Origin of the sequence: Comamonas resistens, from assembly GCF_030064165.1 — a bacterium.
GTDB lineage: Bacteria > Pseudomonadota > Gammaproteobacteria > Burkholderiales > Burkholderiaceae_C > Comamonas > Comamonas resistens.
Genome location: NZ_CP125947.1, coordinates 343,961 through 363,784, shown reverse-complemented (window position 1 = coordinate 363,784; position 19,824 = coordinate 343,961). Strand labels below are relative to the sequence as shown.

The following is a 19,824-nucleotide window of genomic DNA, read 5'->3' as shown; positions in this document are numbered from 1 at the left end:
CCTAGATTCTATTGCGAATCTCAAGTTTTCTCAACTTGAGAGAATTCCAATTCCACAGGAGTCGCACGGCCAAAGATGGTGACCGAGACACGCAGACGGTTCTTTTCGTAGTTGACTTCTTCGACGGAGCCGTTGAAATCTGCGAAAGGACCTTCCTTGACTCGCACCATCTCGCCGACCATGAACTCGACTTTGTGACGCGGCTTCTCGGTGCCTTCCTGCATCTGATCGACGATCTTGCGGATTTCCTCTTCAGAGATCGGCGCTGGGCGATTCTTGGCGCCACCCACAAAGCCCGTCACCTTGCTGGTGTGCTTGACCAGGTGCCAAGTGTCATCTTCCATGACCATCTCGACAAACACATAGCCGGGGAACAAGCGACGCTCGGTCGTACGGCGTGCACCATTGCGCATCTCGACCACTTCTTCAGAAGGTACCAGGATACGTCCAAACTTGGATTGCATACCGGAGCGGGCAATACGCTCGGTAATATTGCGCTCGACCGCCTTCTCCATACCCGAGTAGGCGTGAACGATATACCAACGCAGATCTGGATTAGCAGATGCTGCTCCATCGTTCACATCTGTATCGACAGCATCAGCCATTACTTCCTCCAGCCCAAAATCAGGTCGTACAAAACCCATTCCAGAGTTTTATCGGTGAACCACAAGAACAAGGCCATCACCACCACAAAAGCGAACACGTACAAAGTCATTTGCAGTGTTTCCTTGCGGGTAGGCCAAACGACCTTCTTCACTTCACGCCAAGCATCTCGCGCAAAGCCAGTAAAACGCTTGCCTGGCTCAGAGATCAGGAATACTCCAGCAGCAGCGAGCAGCCCCACGATCAGAGCAGCCCACTGGGCAACGGATCCTTGCTTGCTCAGCAGATAAAAGCCAGCAATAGAAGCAACGACTAAAGCCGCGACTGCGGCAAGCTTTGCTTTGTCAGCGCCAGAGCTGACTGTTTCAACCTGAGTAGTGGCCATATTTCATTTCAAATGTGCAAAATTTTGCACAATTTCAAGACACTAAAGCCCGCCAAAGGCGGGCTCTTGTTGATTCCACCATTAAGAGGTGGCAGGGGCAGTAGGAATCGAACCTACAACCTTCGGTTTTGGAGACCGACGCTCTGCCAATTGAGCTATACCCCTACAAACCAATAATTAAGCAATGATCTTGGCAACCACACCGGCACCAACAGTACGACCACCTTCGCGGATAGCGAAACGCAGACCTTCTTCCATAGCGATAGGAGCGATCAGCTTCACGGTGATCGACACGTTATCGCCAGGCATCACCATTTCCTTGCCTTCGGGCAGCTCGATGGAGCCGGTCACGTCGGTGGTACGGAAGTAGAACTGAGGACGGTAGTTGTTGAAGAAAGGAGTGTGACGACCGCCTTCGTCCTTCGACAGCACATACACCTCAGCGGTGAAGTGGGTGTGGGGCTTGATGGAGCCGGGCTTGCACAGCACTTGGCCGCGTTCCACGTCTTCACGCTTGGTTCCGCGCAGCAGCAGACCCACGTTGTCACCAGCCTGACCTTGGTCCAGCAGCTTGCGGAACATTTCCACGCCGGTCACGGTGGTCTTGACGGTGTCCTTGATACCGACGATTTCGATTTCTTCGCCGACCTTGATGATGCCGCGCTCGATACGGCCGGTCACCACGGTACCACGACCGGAGATGGAGAACACGTCTTCCACAGGCATCACGAAGGCGCCGTCAACAGCACGCTCGGGAGTGGGGATGTAGGTGTCCAGAGCTTCGGCCAGGCGCAGGATAGCGGGTTCACCCTTGTCGGATTGGTCGCCTTCCAGAGCCAGCTTGGCGGAACCGCGGATGATGGGGGTGTCATCACCGGGGAAGTCGTACTTGGACAGCAGCTCGCGCACTTCCATTTCGACCAGTTCCAGCAGTTCTTCGTCGTCCACCATGTCGGCCTTGTTCAGGAACACGATGATGTAGGGCACGCCCACCTGACGCGACAGCAGGATGTGCTCGCGAGTCTGGGGCATGGGGCCGTCAGCAGCGGAGCAAACCAGGATAGCGCCGTCCATCTGGGCAGCACCGGTAATCATGTTCTTCACATAGTCAGCGTGACCGGGGCAGTCCACGTGAGCGTAGTGACGAGCAGCGGTTTCGTACTCGACGTGCGAAGTGTTGATGGTGATACCACGGGCCTTTTCTTCAGGCGCGTTGTCGATCTGCGAGTAGTCCTTGGCTTCACCGCCGAAGTGCTTGGACAGTACGGTGGCGATAGCAGCAGTCAGGGTGGTCTTGCCGTGGTCAACGTGACCGATGGTGCCCACGTTCACGTGGGGCTTGGTGCGCTCGAATTTTTCTTTTGCCATTTTTCCGACTCCGAAAAAACTAAATTACTGCAAGAGGATATCGGCGCAACCCTATCAAAGCGAGCGCACCAGAAAATGGTGCCCATGGCGGGAATCGGACCCGCGACCTCTCCCTTACCAAGGGAGTGCTCTACCACTGAGCCACATGGGCATCGAAATTGCAAAATGCAACCTCAAAAATCTTTGCTCGCAAACTGGAGCGGGAGACGGGAATCGAACCCGCGTCATTAGCTTGGAAGGCTAGGGTTCTACCATTGAACTACTCCCGCACAGATTTACTGCACGCAGTCACTATTTCTAGCAACCTCTCTTCTTCACCAAATTGGTGGAGGGGACAGGATTCGAACCTGTGTACGCGTTAGCGGGCAGATTTACAGTCTGCTGCCTTTAACCACTCGGCCACCCCTCCGAAGAGACTCGAATTGTAGCACCGTTTTTTCAGCTCAAAAGAAATCAGGGATTTTTTTGTTTTGCCGATCGACGTTTACTGGCGCGGCTGGCGGGGATCGAACCCACGACCCTTGGCTTCGGAGGCCAATACTCTATCCACTGAGCTACAGCCGCGAATCCGTTAGTCACACCATGCATGGCCAACAACAATTCAACCTCGCAATTATTGCACAGCTTTCGACCTCGAATTACGAACTCAAGCGAAATCCCAAACCGGACAAATAGACCTCGACCGACATCATCCCAACATCAACCAACGGGAAACTACCCTTATTCAAAACCCAGCCATGTATGAGTCCCACAAACAGAGAGTGCAAGCCCAGCGCAGCCTCCTGCGGCGAAATGGCCAGCTGCAAGGACTGCTCCCGCGCTGCCAGGATCAGGTCACGGGTGAATTTTTCCTGGGACAGCCTGGCGCTTTCCACATGGCGCTCCCGCACCGCCTCCAGCTCGCCGACATATTCCATCTTGAACAAGGCCGTTTCAAAGACCTTCCGACGTCGCTCATCCCCATCCAGACTCTCGAAAACTGCAAGCATGGATCGCCGAATGCGCTGCAGCGGCGGCAACTCACCATACTTGTCGTCGCAGATTTCATCAAAAGGCATGCAGATGCGCGCCAGCATGGACGAAAAAACGTCGACCTTGTCCTTGAAGTGCCAATACACAGCACCACGCGTCGCCCCCGCACGCAAAGCGATATCCCCCAGAGAGGTGCGAGAAACGCCCTTTTCGAAGAACACCTCTTCCGCCGCATCCAACAGCTTGGTCCGGGTTTCATCGGCCTCCGCCTTGGTTCTACGCGCCATCACTTTTCCTTTTCACCGCTTGAGCACCTGCACAACCACAAAAAAACCCACCTTTACAAGCTTCCGGTGTGAATTTTTCTAATTATACATTTATGCATGTATGTATAATTCGACGCATTGTGAAAGGGAGAGCTTTCAGTCAACATCTCCCCAAGTTTCGAGCGCAGCCCTGGAGGGCTGCGCTCTTCTGTTGTTTTTCAAATGTCTACCGGAAGGACTTTCATGCATCACATGTATGAAAAAAACCAGGCTCAGCAACACAAGCTCCTGTTTACCCCCAGCCACACTCGTGCAGCGGTCATCGGCCTGTCCTTGATTGCGGCTCTGGGTCTTGCTGCCTGCAATGACAAAAGAGACGATCCACAAAAAGCACAGGCAGCAGCCCAAGGCAAGCCTCCTGAAGTGGGGGTGGTGACGGTCGAGCTACAGAACGTGCCACTGGTTGCCGACCTTCCTGGCCGCCTTGAGGCTTCGCGCATCGCTCAGGTGCGCGCTCGCGCTGCAGGCATTGTGCAAAAGCGACTCTTCCAGGAGGGTTCGGACGTCAAGGCCGGGCAGACGCTGTTCCAGATCGACAACACGCCTTACCGAGCCAATCTGCAAAGTGCGCAAGCGACGCTGGCACAGGCCGAAGCCAATCTGGCGCAAGCCGCCGCCACTGCCCGCCGCTACAAGCCTCTGGTAGAGGCCAATGCCATCAGCAAGCAGGAATACGACACGGCGATCGCCAATGAAAAAGCGGCCCAGGCACAGGTCGCTGCAGGCAAGGCAGCCGTGACCAATGCCAACGTCAACCTTGGTTACGCCAGCGTCACCGCGCCCATTTCTGGCCGTATTGGGCGTGCACTGGTTACTGAAGGTGCTCTCGTAGGCCAAGGTGACGCCACCCAGCTGGCTACCATCCAGCAGATCAACCCCCTGTATGTGAACGTGACTCAGTCGGCTTCCGACATCATGCGCATGCGCGAGGCAATCAATTCCGGCAAGTTAGCAAAGGTAGGCAATAACGGTATCAAGGTCCACGTCCGTTTGGACGATGGCAAGGAATACCCGCTCCCCGGCAAGCTGCTGTTCACTGATCTGAGCGTAGATCCCTCCACGGGTCAGGTCAGCGTGCGCGCAGAGCTACCCAACCCCGAAGGCATGCTGTTGCCCGGCACCTATGTGCGCGTGAGCCTGGAGCAAGCCCAGATTGATAGCGCAGCCTTGATTCCACAACAGGCCGTGACGCGCAATGAAAAGGGCAACTTTGTCATGGTTGTGGCAGAGGATGGCACCGTCGCTCCCCGCCCCGTGCAGATCAGCCAGTCTCAGGGCACGAACTGGATCGTCACTTCCGGCCTCAAGGCTGGCGAGAAGGTCATGGTCGACGGTCTGATCAAGGTTGGCATGGGAGCCAAGAAAGTGACCCCCGTGCCATGGAAGGGTGACGCCCCTGCCGCAGCGCCGGCTGCTGCTCCAGCCGCTGCAGATCAAGCACAGGGCAAGCCAGCTGCGGCCCAAGCCGAAAAAGCAGACAGCGCCCAGACCGGCAAGTAAATCAGGCAGCACTGTATGTCCAAATTTTTTATTCACCGACCGATTTTTGCCTGGGTGATTGCGATTTTCGTGATCCTCGCAGGCGTCATATCCATCACACGGCTACCCGTGTCGCAGTTCCCGACCGTTGCACCCCCTACCATCACGGTGACAGCGACCTATCCTGGCGCCACGGCCCAGACCATGACGGACTCCGTTCTGCAGCTCATTGAGCGTGAAATGAACGGCGCCACCGGCATGATGTACATGGATACCAGTGCCTCGGCCACCGGCCAAGGCACATTGACCGTGACTTTCGAGCCCGGAACCAACCAGGATCTGGCTCAGGTGGACGTGCAAAACCGCCTGGCCCGTGTGCAATCCCGGCTGCCGCAAATTGTGCAGTCGCTGGGCGTGCGCGTTGAGAAGTCCATGAGCAACTTCCTGATGATTCTGGCTTTCAAGTCAGAGACAGGAGAGACCTCACGCGACGACATCGCCGACTACGTCAACCGCAACGTGCTGCCAGAGATCCAGCGTCTGGATGGCGTGGGCAAGGCACAGCTTTTTGCATCCGGCCGCGCCATGCGCATCTGGGTGGACCCTGCCAAATTACAGGGCTACAACATGTCGATCGCACAGGTCAACTCGGCCATCGCGTCGCAGAACCTGCAGATCTCGGGCGGCTCCCTGGGCAACACACCCAGCCTTCCCGGCACCAACATGAACGCCACGATTGTGGTTCCTGGCCAGCTCTCCACACCTGAAGAATTCGCCGAGGTTGTGCTGCGCTCCAATTCGGATGGCTCGACCGTTCGCATCAAGGACATCGGCCGCGTGGAACTGGGCACGGAAAGCTATGGTTTCGAGTCTCGCCTGAATGGCAAGCCCGCCGTGGCCATGGCCGTGCAGCTGACCGCTACCGCAAACGCCATGGCAACAGCCAAGCTGGTTTACGCCAAGATGGCAGATCTGGCACCCTTCCTGCCCGCCGGCGTGGAATGGTCCTCGCCCTATGACACCTCCAAGTTCGTGAAGATCTCCATCGAGAAGGTGGTGCACACGCTGCTCGAAGCCATCGTGCTCGTGTTCATCGTGATGCTGATCTTCCTGCAGAACATCCGCTACACCCTGATTCCCACCATCGTCGTGCCTATCGCGCTGCTTGGCACGTTTGCCGTGATGCTGGTTTCGGGCCTGAGCATCAACATTCTGGCCATGTTCGCCATGGTGCTGGTGATCGGTATCGTGGTGGACGATGCCATCGTGGTGGTGGAAAACGTCGAACGTATCATGGCGGAAGAAGGTCTTGCGCCCAAGGAAGCCACGATCAAGGCCATGGGCCAGATCCAGGGCGCCGTGGTGGGCATTACCGTGATTCTGGTGACCGTGTTCCTTCCGCTGGCCCTGTTCGGTGGCGCCACCGGCGCGATCTATCGCCAGTTCTCGCTGGTGATGGCCATCTCCATCTTCTTCTCGGGCTTCTTTGCCCTAACTCTGACGCCGGCCTTGTGCGCAACCATGCTCAAGCCCATTCCCAAGGGTCATGCGCATGACAAGAAGACCGGCCTGCTCGGCCCCTTCTACAACTGGTTCAACCGCAAGTTCGAAGCTGGCACCAACCGCTACTCCGGCGCTCTGACGGGCGTGGTCAAGCGCTCCGTGCAGGCCATCATCGTCTACGCGCTGGTGATCGCAGGTGCAGCCTTCATCTTCCTAAAACTGCCAACCTCCTTCCTGCCTGTGGAAGACCAGGGTTATGTGATTTCGCTGACCCAGCTGCCTCCTGGTGCAACACTGGAACGCACCAGCAACACCATGGGCGAACTCGAAAAGTTTGCACTGAGCCAGCCTGAAACAGCCGACATCGTGAGCATCATCGGTTTTAGCTTTGCCGGCCAAGGCCAGAACGTGGGCCTTTCCTTCACTACGCTGAAGGACTGGTCGGAGCGCAAGGCCCAGGGCTCGGACGCCAAGTCGTTTGCAGGACGGGCCATGGGCGCCATGATGGCTCTGCGTGATGGTTTCATCTACACGCTGGTGCCACCCTCGATTCCTGAACTGGGCAATAGCGACGGCTTTACCTTCCGCCTGCAGGACCGCTCCGCCAAGGGTCATGCTGCTTTGCTCGCGGCCCGCAACGACCTGATTCAGAAGGCCAATGCCAGCCCCGTTCTCACCGGAGTGCGCTTTGACGGTGTGGACGATGCGCCCCAATGGCAGATCGACATCAACCGTGATGCGGTCTATGCACAGAAGGTCAGCATCGCCGACATCGCCACCACGCTGTCGGCAGCCCTGGGTTCGACCAACTCCACGGACTTCCCCAACAAGGGCTATATGCAGCGCGTGACGATTCAGGCCGACGCGGCTCGCCGCATGCAGCCCGAAGATGTGCTGAAACTGACTGTGCCCAACTCCGACGGCCAGTTGGTGGAACTGTCTTCCCTGGCCACGACCAAGTGGGTCAACGGTCCCATGCAGATGTCCCGTTACAACGGCTACGCCTCCATGAGCATCACCGGCCAGGCCAAGCCCGGCTACACCAGCGGTGACGCGATGAAGGAAATGGAAAAGCTGGCCAAGGACCTGCCCGAAGGCTTCGGCTATGAGTGGACAGGCCAGTCGCTGGACGAAATGAAAGCAGGCTCCTCCGCCATGCTGCTCTATGCCTTCTCTTTGCTGGCCGTGTTCCTCTGCCTGGCTGCTCTGTATGAAAGCTGGAGCATCCCGCTGTCCGTGCTGCTGGTCGTGCCTCTGGGCGTGTTCGGTGCCGTGGCTGGTGTGATGATGCGCAGCATGCCTAACGACATCTACTTCCAGGTGGCGCTGATCACGGTGATTGGTCTCTCGGCCAAGAACGCCATTCTGATCGTGGAGTTCGCCAAGGATCTGCATGCCCAGGGCAAGAGTGCACTGGAAGCCGCCCTGGAGGCCGGCCATCTGCGCTTTCGCCCCATTCTGATGACCTCGCTGGCCTTCATTCTGGGTGTGGTGCCGCTGTATATCGCCTCCGGCGCCAGCGCGGCCAGTCAAAAGGCCATCGGCACCGGCGTGTTCTGGGGCATGGTGATCGGCACGCCTCTGTCCGTGTTCCTGGTGCCTGTGTTCTTTGTCGCCGTATTCAAGTTCTTCGGCAAAAAGCCTGGGCAAGACAACAACGCCACTTCCCCTGCAGCCATCTCTGCAGCGCAGGGAGGCTCGCAACATGAATAAGACTCTGCTTCCTATCGCCTTGGCCAGCGCGCTGCTGGCCGGCGGCTGCTCTTTCATTCCTCAGCTGGATCGCCCGGCCCTGCCGGTGGCCGACCAGTTCCCTGCGGCTGCATCACAGACCGCAGGCCAGGTCGCGGCTGCTGACATTCCCTGGCAGCAGTTCTTCACCGATCCGCGCCTGCAGCAGGTCATTCAGCTGGCCCTGGATAACAACCGCGACTTGCGCGTGGCCATGCTCAATATCGAGAAGGCCCAGGCTCAATACCAGATCCAGCGCGCCAGCCAGTTCCCTGAATTGGCTGCAGCCGCAGGCGGCCAGCGGGCACGCAGCCAGCTGACAGGCCAGTACGGCAACAGCTTCACGGCCGGGTTGACCATGCCCAGCTGGGAAATTGACTTCTGGGGACGCATCAGCAGTCTCAAGGAGCAGGCTCTGGCCCAGTATCTGGCCACCGAGGAAGGTCGCAAGGCTGCGCAAATCAGCCTGATCTCCAACGTCGCCAATACCTGGCTGAACCTGCAGGCCGATGAAGAGCTGATGAGCATCTCGCGCCGCACCCTGGGCACACGGGAGCAGTCCATCAAGCTGACCAAGCTGCGCCTGGATGCGGGTGTGACCTCCGAGCTGGACTTCCGCCAGGCCCAGTCGCTGACCGAAAGCGCCCGCGCCACGCTGGCCCAGCAAACGCGTCAACGCGAACTCGATGCCAACGCGCTGACCCAATTGGTGGGGCAGACCTTGCCAGCCGAGCTGCTGTCAGGCATGCAGGGCAAGAAGCTGGCCGACTTGCCTCCGCTGGCCGATGTCCCGGCAGGCCTGCCCTCCGACCTGCTGCTGCGTCGTCCCGATGTGCGTCAGGCCGAGCAAAGCATGATTGCCGCCAATGCCAGCATTGGTGCGGCACGCGCGGCCTTCTTCCCGAATATCTCGCTGACGGCTTCTGCAGGCTTTGCCAATCCTGAAATCTCGGACCTGTTCAGTTCGGGCTCCAAGTACTTCAGCGTCGCACCGTCGCTGTATCTGCCCATCTTCAACGCTGGCCGCAACCGGGCCAATCTGCAGGTAGCTGAGGCCAACCAGAAGATTGCCGTGGCGCAGTACGAGCAGGCCATTCAGGCCGCGTTCCGCGAAACCTCGGACGCACTGGTCAGCCGCCAGACACTGCAGGAACAGTTGCAGGCCCAGGCCCGCCAGCTGGAAGCAGAACAGGTGCGCTACAAGCTGTCGGACCTGCGCTACACCAACGGCGTGGCCAGCTATCTGGACCTGCTGGATGCGCAGCGCTCGCTGTTTGCCCTGGAGCAATCGGTGGTGCAGGTTCGCCTGCAGCAGCTACAAAACCAGGTCAATCTGTACAAGGTGCTGGGCGGTGGCTGGACCGAGCCGGCAGCCGGCAGCAATGCGGCGGCAGCCAACTCCGCGACCACCGTTCAATAAACACTGAACACTACAGCTTCACAAGCTGGTACTCCAAAGGCGTCTTCGGACGCCTTTTTTCATCGCCGGGCCGTCCCAAGATGAAAAACGCCCCTCTTGGAGGGGCAACGGCCACACGAAGTGTGGCAAGCGTGGGGTGCCATTTTTCATGGGCGCAGCAGGCTGTGGCGTAAAAGCCAAGCAGAGGTTGATCCAACTCAACTCCTTTATGCCACGGCCGTCAACCCGTATCGTCGTGCACTGGCGTTCTTTACCCCCACTTCTATAATGGATTGTTAATTCCCTTCCCACGACCTCAGAGGACTTCATGAGCGAGCAACACCACGAAGAAGCCCATACCGGCCCCATCAAAAATCCCAAGCATCTGCTGCTTGCCGTCTTCTTCTCGTTTGTCGTTCCTGTCTTCGTCATCATCGGTCTGGTGAAGTTTGTGACCGCTTCCGACACCAGTGGTGCCGGCACAGCCAACGCCGAAATGGCCAAGGCCATGCGCCTTCAGAAAGTGGGTTCCGTGGAAATCCGCGATGCCAATCGCCCTCTGCGCGGCGGTGAAGAGGTTTACAAGTCCCAGTGCTCGGCCTGCCACGCCACCGGTGCCGCCGGTGCACCCAAGTTCCAGGACGCTGCCGCCTGGGGCCCTCGCATCAAGCAAGGCCTGGAAACCCTGATCCACTCGGCCCTTGCCGGCAAGGGCGCCATGGCGGCCCAGGGCGGCGGCGAGTTCAATGACACCGAAATTGCACGCGGCGTGGTCTTCATGGCCAATGCCGCAGGCGGCAACTTCCCCGAGCCCAAGGCTCCGGCCGGCGCGGCTGGTGACGCAGCTCCTGCCGCCGAACCGGCAGCAGCGCCCGCCCCTGCTGCAGAGCCGGCTCCGGCACCTGTAGCTGCACCAGCAGCCGCCGCACCCGCAGCTTCCGCGGCCGCCGATGTGGGCAAGAATATCTACAGCACCACCTGCGTGGCTTGCCACGGCAGCGGTGTGGCAGGAGCCCCCAAGTTTGGCGACAAGGCAGCCTGGGCCCCCTTCATTGCCAAGGGCATCGACGACATGGTGCAAAAAGCCACGCAAGGCGTGGGTGCCATGCCTCCCAAGGGGGGCTCTACCGCTTCGGATGCAGACTTCAAGGCAGCCATTCAGTACATGGTGGATGCGGCCAAGTAAGAGCCATCCCGCCCATGAAAAAACCGGCTTCACGCCGGTTTTTGTGTTTTTGGCCTCCAGCGCTTATACATAAAGCGCAAGCAGCTATGTTTTTTGCTCCCCCTCGGGGTTGAGCACATAGCCAAACTGTGCGGGCAGCTGTGCAAAAGCCAGCTCCTGCACCTCTGGCAGCTCAGCCCTTTCCAGCGCCTCGGCCGCATCCAGCATATCCAGGCTGTGCACCATGCCCAGACCTTGCGGCAGCAACAAATACAGCCGCCCTTGCTCGTCCATTACGGCTTGCTGCACCTCGGCCAATGGATGCTGCATGCCGGTATGGCTGCGCAATATCAGGCCCTGGTCAGCACGATGCAGGCGCCATATCCACGGAGCAACTTCCAGCTCCACATAGACACGCTGCGGGCCATTCTGAAAAAACCAGCGGCCATCCTGCCCGGCCAGGTAATTGCGCGCTATGAATTCCAGCAATTTTTCATGGCGCAGCACATGACCTTTGCTCCCTTTTGCCCCGCTGCCAAACGCGCCGCAGGCTTGCGCCTCGGCATCACGCAGCCACCACTGGCCGCGTGCATCCAGAGCCAGCCAGCCATAGCAGGCGGGCACATTGGGCCACTTGGCCATGGCCTGCTTCACGATGTCATCCATTTTTCGTCTCCTGATTCTGCCAATTCTGCGCTGGCAGCCATTGGCCCAGCCACGCCGCCACCGCCTGCGGCATGGCTTGCACATGGCCAGGCCAGCTGCCGCTGGAAAAACCGACATGCCCCCCATGTTCGGGCTGCCATAGCTGCACCGATGCGCTGACCTCCGCCTTTGTGGGCAGACTGCCGGCGGGAACAAAAGGATCGTTGCGGGCATTGAGCAACAGCAGCGGCACCGTGACCTGCCGCAACAAGGGTTTGGCAGATGCCTTGCGCCAATAGTCATCGGCATCCACAAAGCCGTGCACAGGGGCGGTGAACACATCGTCAAACTCGCGCAGCGTGCGGGCACGTTGCAATCTGGCCCTGTCAAACAGCCCCGGGGATTGCTGCCATTTACCCAAGGCCTTGGGCACCAGGGTCCGCATGAACATGGGTGTGTAGAGCCAACGGCTCACCCCTCGCCCCAACTGGGCTCCGCCCGCCACCAGATCCAGCGGTGCACAAACGACAGCCACCGCCCTTACCACCTGCTGTGCAGCCTGCTGCTGCAGCCCCGCCCAACGCGCCAGCGCATTCCCCCCCAGTGAAACACCCATGGCCAGCAATTCACCACCTGCTTGTGACTGCAGCCTGCGCAGTATCCAGTCCACCTCGGCCGCATCGCCTGAATGATAGGCGCGCAGCAAGCGATTGGGCTCACCGCTGCAACCCCTGAAATGCGGCACGGCCAATTGCCAGCCTCGCTGGGCGCACACCTCGGCCATGGCCCGCGCGTAATGGCTGGCCGATGACCCTTCCAGCCCGTGAAACAGGGCCAAGGTCGGCGCATCGGCCGCAACAGCATGGCTGGAAAAATCCACATCGATGAAATCTGCATCCCCGGTTTCCCAACGCTCGCGCCGCCAGGGCCGGGCCTGCTGCCCTCGCAAATGGCTGCGTGCACAAAGCGCCGACCAGATGGTCTGCACATGACCGCCGGGTTGCCACCAGGGAGAACGAAAACGCTCAAGGCTCATGATGAACTCTCAGCCAGTCTTGCAGCTCGGTCTGCAGGCCATCTTTTTGTGCGGCGCGCCACACACGCTCGGGCGCAGCCACATGAATGCCGGGAGGCGCTTGCAGCAAAGCCGCCTCCACCAGTCTGGCCACATGCATGGCACGCACCGGCCTGTCGCCTTGCGGCACCATATAGCTGAGCGCCGACAGCATGGCTCTTGCCACGCGGTGCAGCACATTGCCAGCGCCAAGCCTGGCGGGCTCGCGGGCCGATCGCACCAGAATCAATCGCTCAAAGCCCAGGGCCGCCACTTGCTGTTCATCCACATTGGCCAGCCCCTGGCGTATGGACTGCGGCAAACTGCCCATATCGTGCGGCAGCACCACCGCCAGAGTCTGCACCCCGCAGGCACGCATCCACTGTGCAACTGCCTGCAGCTGCGCTGGTTGCGGTGTCCATAAAGCCCGCTCTCGTTGGTAAAAGGGCCGTGGAGGCTCGAACATGATGAGCCCCACCTCCGCCGCCTGCAGCGGCCACTGCAACGCGTCATCGCCGGTCTGCGGCAGCAACTGCATGTCGCGCAGGCCCTCGGTATAGCGTTCACGCGCCAGCACCTGTACCAATGCATATCGCTGCCCGCCCACTACACGATTGAGCACCTCGTTACCCAGCGGGCCGGTGGCTCCTGCCAGCAGCATGCGCGGCCTGGCCACGGCAGCAGGCCCCGGGCGCTGCGCGCCCCGCAAAACATCTAGAGGAGGAAAAGAGGACATGGATGGCTCAGAGTACACGGCGAGCAGCCAAGGACGCACAGGTGCAGGCGAGACCTTATGCTATCGTTTCAGCCTTATTCTCGCGAATGGAAGACCCCCATGAAACGTTGGCTCCTCGTGCTTGCGACCGCTGCGTCGATGTTCTCTCTGACAGGTTGTGGCTACAACGACTTTCAACGGCTGGACGAAAAGTCCAAGGCCGCCTGGAGCGAGGTGCTGAACCAGTACCAGCGCCGTGCCGACCTCGTCCCCAATATCGTGGCCACCGTCAAGGGCGAAGCCAGCTTCGAGCAGGACACGCTGACCAAGGTCATTGAAGCGCGCTCCAAGGCCACCTCCATTCAGGCCACTCCCGAGCTGATCAACAACCCCGAAGCCTTCAACAAGTTTCAGCAAGCCCAAGGCGAGCTGTCCAGCGCGCTGTCACGCCTGATGGTCGTGGCGGAGAAATACCCGGACCTCAAGGCCAACCAGGCCTTCCGCGATCTGCGCGTGACGCTGGATGGCACGGAAAACCGCATTGCCGTGGCGCGCAACGAGTACATAGGCACCGTGCAGGCCTACAACGTGCTGGCTCGCAGCTTCCCGACCAATATCACGGCCAAGATCTTCGGCTACCCTCTCAAGCCCAACTTCACGGTGCAAAACGAAGCCCAGATCTCCCAGCCCCCGCAGGTGGACTTCTCCGCGACACCGGCGGCTCCAGCCTCGCCCGCAGGCAGCAAATAATTGATGGTGCGCGTGAGCCTGCATCCGCAAAAACAACTGCCAGCGCTTTTTCATCAAGCGCTGGCAGCAATGGTTTTTGCATGCTTATGCTTGCTGTGCAGCCTGCCTGCCGTCGCCCAGAACAGCGCCGGCACGCAGCTGCAGCCCGTGCCCCAGCTCACGGGTCGGGTCATTGACCAAAGCGGCACGCTCAGCAGCACCGATGTGCAGTCGCTCAGCGCTCAGCTCAAAAAACTGGAAGACGAGACCGGTGCGCAGCTCGTCGTGCTGATGGTGCCCAGCACTGCGCCCGAGGACATCGCGGCCTATGCTTGGCGCGTTGCCAGCAGCTGGAAACTGGGACGCCAGGAGATTGGCGACGGCTCGCTGATCGTGGTGGCCAAGAATGACCGGCGCATGCGCATCGAAGTGGCTCGCAAGCTCGAAGGTGCGATTCCCGACATCATGGCCGCCCGCATCATCGATGGAGCCATGAAGCCACGCTTTCGCAACGATGATTACGCGGGCGGTCTGTCTGCAGCCATCGACCAGATGAGCTTGCTGATCCATGGCGAAAAGCTGCCAGCTCCCGAACCCAAGCGGGCCAGCAAGTCCTGGACGCAGTACACGGACTTTCTGCTGCCCCTGCTCTTCTTCGGCTTTCCCATTGGCATCGCCATCGCACGCGCCATCTTCGGGCGCTTTCTCGGCTCCCTGGTCGTCGCCGGTGTTGCAGGCTTCGCTGTCTATGTGGTCACGACCAGCCTCATCATTGCCGGCATTGCTGCCGTTCTGGGCCTGCTCTTTACCTTGCTGTCCAATCTGTCCGGCGGCGGGAGAGGAGGAGGTGGCGGCGGCGGCCCCTACATCAGCACTGGCGGAGGCGGCTGGAGCGGTGGCGGAGGAGGCTTTGGTGGCGGAGGTGGTTTCAGCTCCGGTGGCGGCGGCAGCTTTGGTGGCGGCGGCGCCTCGGGAGACTGGTGAAATGAGCAACGTTTTTCATCGCTTTGCACGCCTGGTGCGCCACCGCTGGGCCGAGCTGCATCTGCGCAAGGCTCTGCCCCCTGCCACCCTTCAGGAGCTTGAGCAGCTGATCGCCAAAAGCGAGCTGGGCCACACCGGCCAGGTACGCATTTGCGTGGAGGCAGGCCTGCCCTTCAGCTATATCTGGCGCGACGCGACGGCACGCCAGCGCGCGATCTCCCTGTTCGGCAAGCTGCGTGTCTGGGATACCGAGCACAACAACGGTGCCCTCATCTATCTGCTGCTGGCCGACCATGCGATAGAGATCGTGGCCGACCGCGCTCTGGATCGCACCATGAGCACCGAGCAGTGGCAAACCCTGATCAGCGATATGCAATCGGCCTTTCAGAGCGGGCATTTCAGCGTGGGACTGGTGGCAGCGCTCGAGCGCGTCAGCCAGCAGCTGCAACACCACTTCCCCCGCAAAAAAGAGGCGGCCCCGGATGAGGTCAATCTGCCCGATGCCCCCGTGGTTCAGCAACACCTACCGGGCCGAGGCCGTTGAAACCACTCTTTTATTGATAGCTGCAAGCGCCTGTCATTCAATGGTTTGAGGCAGAAGAGCCTCAAACCAGCAAATGCCGCCCATAAGGCGACAGCAGCCAGAATATGAGCACGGCATTGAGTAGTGCCATGCACCAGAACTGCAGCTGAAAGCGGGTCTTGCTCGATTTGTGGCGCAGCCACTGCTGGGCCAGCACCGCACCCGGCCAGCCACCAGCAAGCGCAAGCATCTGCAAGGTTTTCTCGGGCGTGCGCCATTGGCCTTTTTGCGCCGCCCATTTGTCCTGCCAGTACATCATGAAGGTCAGCACACTCAGGCCCATATAGGCCAGCCATATCCAGGCCGGTACCGACCAAAGCACGGCACAGGCTTGCATCAACACTCCCCAGACTATCAATGCACCATAGCTGAAGCGGCTCGATGCATGCCAGCCCGTGGCAGAGCGCGAACTCTGTGGCGGGCGCGCGGCCGGAGCGGATCGCCGTGCTGGCTGAGTCTGCTCCAGCCACATATTGGAGCTGCGCCAGGCAACCTGCTGCGCGCATTTTTTGCCCTTGTCCATGCCCACGGCAAATTCCAGGCGCTGCCCGTTCCTGGGACGCTGATCTGCATGCGGACGTGGCACAAAAGCGCTGATGTGCACAAAGATCTTCTCGCCGCCTTCATCGGCAGCAATCCAGCCAAAGCCACGCTCATCATTCCACTGGATCAGACTTCCCTGATATCGCATGTCTGTTGGCTTCTTTCTTTGGCGTTAGGTCACTGAAATTAGGGATGAACGCTGTCGTGAGCGGCACAATGCAGGTCTGTCCTGCACAGAAAATCTGCGTGCCTGGCACATGACTGTGTTAGCGTCAGGGCAGCCGTATTTTCCTAAGAAAGCACTATCGCATGAAGAAATCCCTGCTCTCTCTTGCCATCCTCGGCTCTGCCCTGGCTCTGAGCGCCTGCTCCTCCATCAGCCCCAAGGGGGCGGAAGTCCCTCAAGAGTATGACTACGCTCTGAGCTGCAAGCTCAAGGTCGATGATCCCAAGAAGTGCGAGGCCCAGATTCGCGCCATGTGCGATGACCCCAGCAAGGCCGTGATCCGCAAGTCTCGCCATGTGGACCCCAAGGACGACTCGGTCATCTACGCCTATCAGGCCGCCTGCAACAGCTGATCGCCAAACCGAGCGCGCAATGACCAGGGTTTGAGTGCTTTGGCACTCAAACCCTTTGTACATCCGTGCAAGCAGCTTCGATTTAGATAGCAATCAAACAAAAAGCCACCCGGTTGCCCGGGTGGCTTTTTGGTATTTCAGACCACTCCTTGGAGCGGCAGAAACAATTAGCGCTTCTGGCGGAACTTGCGCAGAGCAGCGATCTGAGCTGCCATGACTGCCAGCTCGGACTGTGCACGAGCGATGTCCAGCTCGCCCTTGGCGTTTTTCAGCGCTTCCTCGGCAGCAGCCTTGGCCTCGTTGGCCTTTTGCTCGTCCAGATCCTTGCCGCGGATGGCGGTGTCGGACAGCACGGTCACGCAGTTGGGTTGCACTTCCAAAATGCCACCGGCCACGAAGACGAACTCTTCGCTGCCATCAGGCATTTCGATGCGCACCGAACCCGGCTTGATGCGGGTGATCAGCGGTGTGTGGCGGGGATAAATGCCCAGCTCGCCGGCTTCACCGGGCAAGGCGACAAAGCGCGCTTCACCGGAGAAGATGGACTCTTCGGCACTGACCACATCAACGTGGATGGTGTTCATCTTTGCTCCTAGAAAAGGTAAAAACTGGTCCTAAAACAAGCACACCCCAAGCCAGAGACGCCGAGCAAGGGCCGCCCCGCAGCGAGGGCGTCGTCCCCCTCCCGAAAGAGAGGGGGAAGCGGCGCAAGCCGCTCAGGGGGTGCAAGCCAGTTAGGCTGCCAGCTTCTTGGCCTTCTCGAAGGCTTCGTCGATGGTACCAACCATGTAGAAAGCCTGTTCGGGCAGGTGGTCGGCTTCGCCGTTCACGATCATCTTGAAGCCACGGATGGTTTCAGACAGGGGAACGTACTTGCCAGGAGCGCCGGTAAACACTTCAGCCACGTGGAAAGGCTGAGACAGGAAACGCTGGATCTTACGAGCACGAGCCACGGTCAGCTTGTCTTCGGGAGCCAGTTCGTCCATACCCAGAATCGCGATGATGTCGCGCAGTTCCTTGTAGCGCTGCAGCGTACCCTGCACCTGGCGAGCCACCTTGTAGTGCTCTTCGCCAACCACTTGGGGGTCCAGCTGACGGCTGGTGGAGTCCAGAGGATCCACAGCGGGGTAGATACCCAGCGAAGCGATGTCACGGGACAGCACCACGGTGGAGTCCAAGTGAGCAAAAGTGGTGGCGGGCGAGGGGTCGGTCAAGTCATCCGCAGGCACGTAAACGGCCTGGATGGAGGTGATCGAGCCCACCTTGGTGGAGGTAATACGCTCTTGCAGCTTACCCATTTCTTCAGCCAGAGTAGGCTGATAACCCACGGCGGAAGGCATACGACCCAGCAGAGCGGACACTTCGGTACCGGCCAGTGTGTAACGGTAGATGTTGTCCACGAAGAACAGCACGTCCTTGCCTTCGTCACGGAACGACTCAGCCATGGTCAGGCCGGTCAGCGCCACGCGCAGACGGTTTCCTGGGGGCTCGTTCATCTGACCGTAAACCATGGCAACCTTGGACTCGCCCAGATTCTCTTGGTTCACCACGCCAGCGTCGGACATTTCGTGATAGAAGTCGTTACCTTCACGGGTACGCTCACCCACACCAGCGAACACCGACAGACCGCTGTGGGCCTTGGCGATGTTGTTGATGAGTTCCATCATGTTCACGGTCTTGCCCACACCGGCACCACCGAACAGGCCCACCTTACCGCCCTTGGCGAAGGGGCAGACCAAGTCGATCACCTTGATGCCGGTTTCCAGCAGTTCCTGCGAAGGCGACAGTTCGTCGTACGCAGGAGCCTTGCGGTGGATGGCAGCCGTCAGAGTCTGGTCCACGGGGCCGCGCTCGTCGATGGGGTTGCCCAGCACGTCCATGATACGACCCAGGGTAGCCTTACCCACGGGAACGGTGATGGGGTTGCCGGTGTTGGTGACCATCAGGCCACGCTTCAGACCGTCCGAAGAACCCAGGGCAATGGTACGCACCACGCCGTCGCCCAGCTGCTGCTGAACTTCCAGGGTCAGGGCCGAGCCTTCCAGCTTCAAGGCGTCATACACCTTGGGCACCTGGCCGTGGGCAAATTCCACGTCCACCACGGCGCCGATACATTGAACAATCTTGCCTTGTACTTGAGCCATTTTTTGCTCCAATCTCTTTGTTCGTTAAAGCCGTTTACACAGCGGCTGCGCCTGCCACGATTTCCGACAACTCGGTCGTGATCGCTGCCTGACGCGTCTTGTTGTAGACCAGCTTCAACTCGCTGATGACGTTGCCTGCGTTGTCGGTAGCGGCCTTCATGGCCACCATGCGCGCCGATTGCTCGGACGCCATGTTTTCCGCCACAGCCTGGTACACAAGGGATTCCACGTAACGAACCAGCAGTTCGTCGATGACGCTCTGGGCATCAGGTTCGTAGATGTATTCCCAGGATGCACCCGTCTTCTCGGCTTGCATTTTTTCGGACGACAGGGGGAGCAGCTGCTCCACCACCGACTCCTGCTTCATGGTGTTGATGAACTTGGTGTACGAGAGGTACACCGCGCTCAGCTTGCCTTCAGCATATTGGTCCAGCAACACCTTGACAGGCCCGATGAGCTTGTCGAGATGAGGCGTGTCGCCCAGGCCTGTAGCGTGGGAGACCACCTTGGCACCGACACGGTTCAGGAAACCCAGTCCCTTGCCGCCAATAGCCACTGCATCTGCCGCAACACCCGCATCTTGCAGTTCGCGCAACTTGTTGGTGACGACACGCAACACGTTGGTATTCATGCCGCCGCACAAACCCTTGTCGGTTGTCACCACGATGACGCCAACCTTCTTGGCATCGTTCACTTGCATGAACGGATGCACGTATTCAGGGTTGGCTTCGCCAAGATGGGCTGCAATGTTGCGGATTTTTTCGCTGTATGGACGGGCAGCCAGCATCCGTTCCTGCGCCTTGCGCATTTTGGATGCAGCCACCATTTCCATGGCTTTGGTGATCTTCTTGGTGTTTTCCACCGATTTGATCTTGCCGCGTATTTCCTTACCTGCTGCCATGATGACTCCTCGCCTG

19 protein-coding genes and 5 tRNA genes are annotated in these 19,824 nt (G+C 59.4%); 8 read left to right on the top strand and 16 right to left on the bottom strand.

The genetic code is table 11. The features are described from left to right. Window positions 1–20: 20 nt before the first annotated feature. The 9 genes from nusG to QMY55_RS01640 all read right to left on the bottom strand — a co-directional run bounded on the left by nusG (window position 21) and on the right by QMY55_RS01640 (window position 3,615). Window positions 21–605, bottom strand: a complete 585-nt coding sequence (gene nusG, locus QMY55_RS01680) for a transcription termination/antitermination protein NusG (RefSeq protein ID WP_283486990.1) — start codon at window positions 603–605, stop codon at window positions 21–23. Next, window positions 605–988, bottom strand: coding sequence for a preprotein translocase subunit SecE (secE, locus tag QMY55_RS01675; protein WP_283486989.1), 384 nt, complete (start codon window positions 986–988; stop codon window positions 605–607). Before secE ends, nusG begins: the two co-directional genes overlap by 1 nt. A gap of 89 nt (window positions 989–1,077) precedes the next feature. Continuing rightward, window positions 1,078–1,153: transfer RNA gene (locus QMY55_RS01670), tRNA-Trp, on the bottom strand. A 12-nt stretch (window positions 1,154–1,165) separates the two neighbouring features. Next, window positions 1,166–2,356 (bottom strand): elongation factor Tu, encoded by a 1,191-nt coding sequence (gene tuf / locus QMY55_RS01665; protein WP_283486951.1) that lies wholly within the window; start codon window positions 2,354–2,356, stop codon window positions 1,166–1,168. A gap of 76 nt (window positions 2,357–2,432) precedes the next feature. Beyond that, window positions 2,433–2,507: transfer RNA gene (locus tag QMY55_RS01660), tRNA-Thr, on the bottom strand. Window positions 2,508–2,551: 44 nt separating this feature from the next. Further along, a tRNA-Gly gene (locus QMY55_RS01655) sits at window positions 2,552–2,625 on the bottom strand. A gap of 54 nt (window positions 2,626–2,679) precedes the next feature. Further along, a tRNA-Tyr gene (locus QMY55_RS01650) sits at window positions 2,680–2,765 on the bottom strand. 79 nt (window positions 2,766–2,844) lie between these two features. Then, window positions 2,845–2,920 (bottom strand) — tRNA-Arg (locus QMY55_RS01645). A 74-nt stretch (window positions 2,921–2,994) separates the two neighbouring features. Further along, window positions 2,995–3,615, bottom strand: a complete 621-nt coding sequence (locus QMY55_RS01640; RefSeq protein WP_283486988.1) for a TetR family transcriptional regulator — start codon at window positions 3,613–3,615, stop codon at window positions 2,995–2,997. A 231-nt stretch (window positions 3,616–3,846) separates the two neighbouring features. Here QMY55_RS01640 and QMY55_RS01635 point away from each other — a divergent pair, with 231 nt between their 5' ends. The 4 genes from QMY55_RS01635 (at window position 3,847) to QMY55_RS01620 (ending at window position 10,952) form a co-directional block, all read left to right on the top strand. Continuing rightward, entirely contained in the window at window positions 3,847–5,154 is a 1,308-nt protein-coding gene (locus QMY55_RS01635) for an efflux RND transporter periplasmic adaptor subunit (protein WP_283486987.1), read from the top strand. Between the two features lie 15 nt (window positions 5,155–5,169). Further along, on the top strand, window positions 5,170–8,349 hold the full coding sequence (locus tag QMY55_RS01630; RefSeq protein WP_283486986.1) for an efflux RND transporter permease subunit: 3,180 nt from the start codon (window positions 5,170–5,172) through the stop codon (window positions 8,347–8,349). Then, complete coding sequence (locus QMY55_RS01625; RefSeq protein WP_283486985.1) at window positions 8,342–9,787, top strand: efflux transporter outer membrane subunit; 1,446 nt, start codon at window positions 8,342–8,344, stop codon at window positions 9,785–9,787. Before QMY55_RS01630 ends, QMY55_RS01625 begins: the two co-directional genes overlap by 8 nt. A gap of 307 nt (window positions 9,788–10,094) precedes the next feature. Further along, on the top strand, window positions 10,095–10,952 hold the full coding sequence (locus QMY55_RS01620) for a c-type cytochrome (protein WP_283486984.1): 858 nt from the start codon (window positions 10,095–10,097) through the stop codon (window positions 10,950–10,952). An 84-nt stretch (window positions 10,953–11,036) separates the two neighbouring features. On the opposite strand, the gene QMY55_RS01615 is transcribed toward QMY55_RS01620, so the two are convergent. From QMY55_RS01615 to QMY55_RS01605, 3 genes are read right to left on the bottom strand one after another with little or no spacing between them, the layout of a single operon-like run. Further along, window positions 11,037–11,597: a DUF2946 family protein gene (locus tag QMY55_RS01615; RefSeq protein ID WP_283486983.1), complete on the bottom strand. Its 561-nt coding sequence runs from the start codon at window positions 11,595–11,597 to the stop codon at window positions 11,037–11,039. After that, window positions 11,590–12,612 (bottom strand): YheT family hydrolase, encoded by a 1,023-nt coding sequence (locus tag QMY55_RS01610; protein ID WP_283486982.1) that lies wholly within the window; start codon window positions 12,610–12,612, stop codon window positions 11,590–11,592. Before QMY55_RS01610 ends, QMY55_RS01615 begins: the two co-directional genes overlap by 8 nt. Next, a complete protein-coding gene (locus QMY55_RS01605; protein WP_283486981.1) occupies window positions 12,602–13,366 on the bottom strand; it encodes a Rossmann-fold NAD(P)-binding domain-containing protein in 765 nt (254 codons plus the stop codon). Before QMY55_RS01605 ends, QMY55_RS01610 begins: the two co-directional genes overlap by 11 nt. Before the next feature lie 99 nt (window positions 13,367–13,465). Here QMY55_RS01605 and QMY55_RS01600 point away from each other — a divergent pair, with 99 nt between their 5' ends. The 3 genes from QMY55_RS01600 to QMY55_RS01590 all read left to right on the top strand — a co-directional run bounded on the left by QMY55_RS01600 (window position 13,466) and on the right by QMY55_RS01590 (window position 15,602). After that, window positions 13,466–14,095 (top strand): LemA family protein, encoded by a 630-nt coding sequence (locus QMY55_RS01600; RefSeq protein ID WP_283486980.1) that lies wholly within the window; start codon window positions 13,466–13,468, stop codon window positions 14,093–14,095. Window positions 14,096–14,185: 90 nt separating this feature from the next. Beyond that, complete coding sequence (locus tag QMY55_RS01595; RefSeq protein WP_407650591.1) at window positions 14,186–15,058, top strand: TPM domain-containing protein; 873 nt, start codon at window positions 14,186–14,188, stop codon at window positions 15,056–15,058. Window position 15,059: 1 nt separating this feature from the next. Beyond that, on the top strand, window positions 15,060–15,602 hold the full coding sequence (locus tag QMY55_RS01590; RefSeq protein ID WP_283486978.1) for a TPM domain-containing protein: 543 nt from the start codon (window positions 15,060–15,062) through the stop codon (window positions 15,600–15,602). Window positions 15,603–15,663: 61 nt separating this feature from the next. Here the strand turns inward: QMY55_RS01590 and QMY55_RS01585 are convergent, their stop codons facing one another. Beyond that, window positions 15,664–16,332, bottom strand: a complete 669-nt coding sequence (locus QMY55_RS01585) for a cold shock and DUF1294 domain-containing protein (protein WP_283486977.1) — start codon at window positions 16,330–16,332, stop codon at window positions 15,664–15,666. Between the two features lie 161 nt (window positions 16,333–16,493). Here QMY55_RS01585 and QMY55_RS01580 point away from each other — a divergent pair, with 161 nt between their 5' ends. Further along, window positions 16,494–16,763 carry a hypothetical protein gene (locus tag QMY55_RS01580; RefSeq protein ID WP_283486976.1) on the top strand — a complete coding sequence of 90 codons (270 nt, stop codon included), beginning with the start codon at window positions 16,494–16,496 and terminating at the stop codon, window positions 16,761–16,763. Between the two features lie 167 nt (window positions 16,764–16,930). On the opposite strand, the gene QMY55_RS01575 is transcribed toward QMY55_RS01580, so the two are convergent. The 3 genes from QMY55_RS01575 to atpG form a co-directional block, all read right to left on the bottom strand. Beyond that, complete coding sequence (locus QMY55_RS01575; protein WP_283486975.1) at window positions 16,931–17,347, bottom strand: F0F1 ATP synthase subunit epsilon; 417 nt, start codon at window positions 17,345–17,347, stop codon at window positions 16,931–16,933. Between the two features lie 150 nt (window positions 17,348–17,497). Continuing rightward, window positions 17,498–18,907 (bottom strand): F0F1 ATP synthase subunit beta, encoded by a 1,410-nt coding sequence (gene atpD, locus QMY55_RS01570; protein ID WP_003065399.1) that lies wholly within the window; start codon window positions 18,905–18,907, stop codon window positions 17,498–17,500. A 34-nt stretch (window positions 18,908–18,941) separates the two neighbouring features. Continuing rightward, complete coding sequence (atpG, locus tag QMY55_RS01565; RefSeq protein ID WP_283486974.1) at window positions 18,942–19,808, bottom strand: F0F1 ATP synthase subunit gamma; 867 nt, start codon at window positions 19,806–19,808, stop codon at window positions 18,942–18,944. Window positions 19,809–19,824 lie beyond the last annotated feature (16 nt).

Coding starts and splice junctions, on each gene's coding strand:
- nusG (WP_283486990.1), bottom strand. CDS start 605: ATGGCTGATGCTGTCGATACAGATGTGAACGATGGAGCAGCATCTGCT.
- secE (WP_283486989.1), bottom strand. CDS start 988: ATGGCCACTACTCAGGTTGAAACAGTCAGCTCTGGCGCTGACAAAGCA.
- tuf (WP_283486951.1), bottom strand. CDS start 2,356: ATGGCAAAAGAAAAATTCGAGCGCACCAAGCCCCACGTGAACGTGGGC.
- QMY55_RS01640 (WP_283486988.1), bottom strand. CDS start 3,615: ATGGCGCGTAGAACCAAGGCGGAGGCCGATGAAACCCGGACCAAGCTG.
- QMY55_RS01635 (WP_283486987.1), top strand. CDS start 3,847: ATGTATGAAAAAAACCAGGCTCAGCAACACAAGCTCCTGTTTACCCCC.
- QMY55_RS01630 (WP_283486986.1), top strand. CDS start 5,170: ATGTCCAAATTTTTTATTCACCGACCGATTTTTGCCTGGGTGATTGCG.
- QMY55_RS01625 (WP_283486985.1), top strand. CDS start 8,342: ATGAATAAGACTCTGCTTCCTATCGCCTTGGCCAGCGCGCTGCTGGCC.
- QMY55_RS01620 (WP_283486984.1), top strand. CDS start 10,095: ATGAGCGAGCAACACCACGAAGAAGCCCATACCGGCCCCATCAAAAAT.
- QMY55_RS01615 (WP_283486983.1), bottom strand. CDS start 11,597: ATGGATGACATCGTGAAGCAGGCCATGGCCAAGTGGCCCAATGTGCCC.
- QMY55_RS01610 (WP_283486982.1), bottom strand. CDS start 12,612: ATGAGCCTTGAGCGTTTTCGTTCTCCCTGGTGGCAACCCGGCGGTCAT.
- QMY55_RS01605 (WP_283486981.1), bottom strand. CDS start 13,366: ATGTCCTCTTTTCCTCCTCTAGATGTTTTGCGGGGCGCGCAGCGCCCG.
- QMY55_RS01600 (WP_283486980.1), top strand. CDS start 13,466: ATGAAACGTTGGCTCCTCGTGCTTGCGACCGCTGCGTCGATGTTCTCT.
- QMY55_RS01590 (WP_283486978.1), top strand. CDS start 15,060: ATGAGCAACGTTTTTCATCGCTTTGCACGCCTGGTGCGCCACCGCTGG.
- QMY55_RS01585 (WP_283486977.1), bottom strand. CDS start 16,332: ATGCGATATCAGGGAAGTCTGATCCAGTGGAATGATGAGCGTGGCTTT.
- QMY55_RS01580 (WP_283486976.1), top strand. CDS start 16,494: ATGAAGAAATCCCTGCTCTCTCTTGCCATCCTCGGCTCTGCCCTGGCT.
- QMY55_RS01575 (WP_283486975.1), bottom strand. CDS start 17,347: ATGAACACCATCCACGTTGATGTGGTCAGTGCCGAAGAGTCCATCTTC.
- atpD (WP_003065399.1), bottom strand. CDS start 18,907: ATGGCTCAAGTACAAGGCAAGATTGTTCAATGTATCGGCGCCGTGGTG.
- atpG (WP_283486974.1), bottom strand. CDS start 19,808: ATGGCAGCAGGTAAGGAAATACGCGGCAAGATCAAATCGGTGGAAAAC.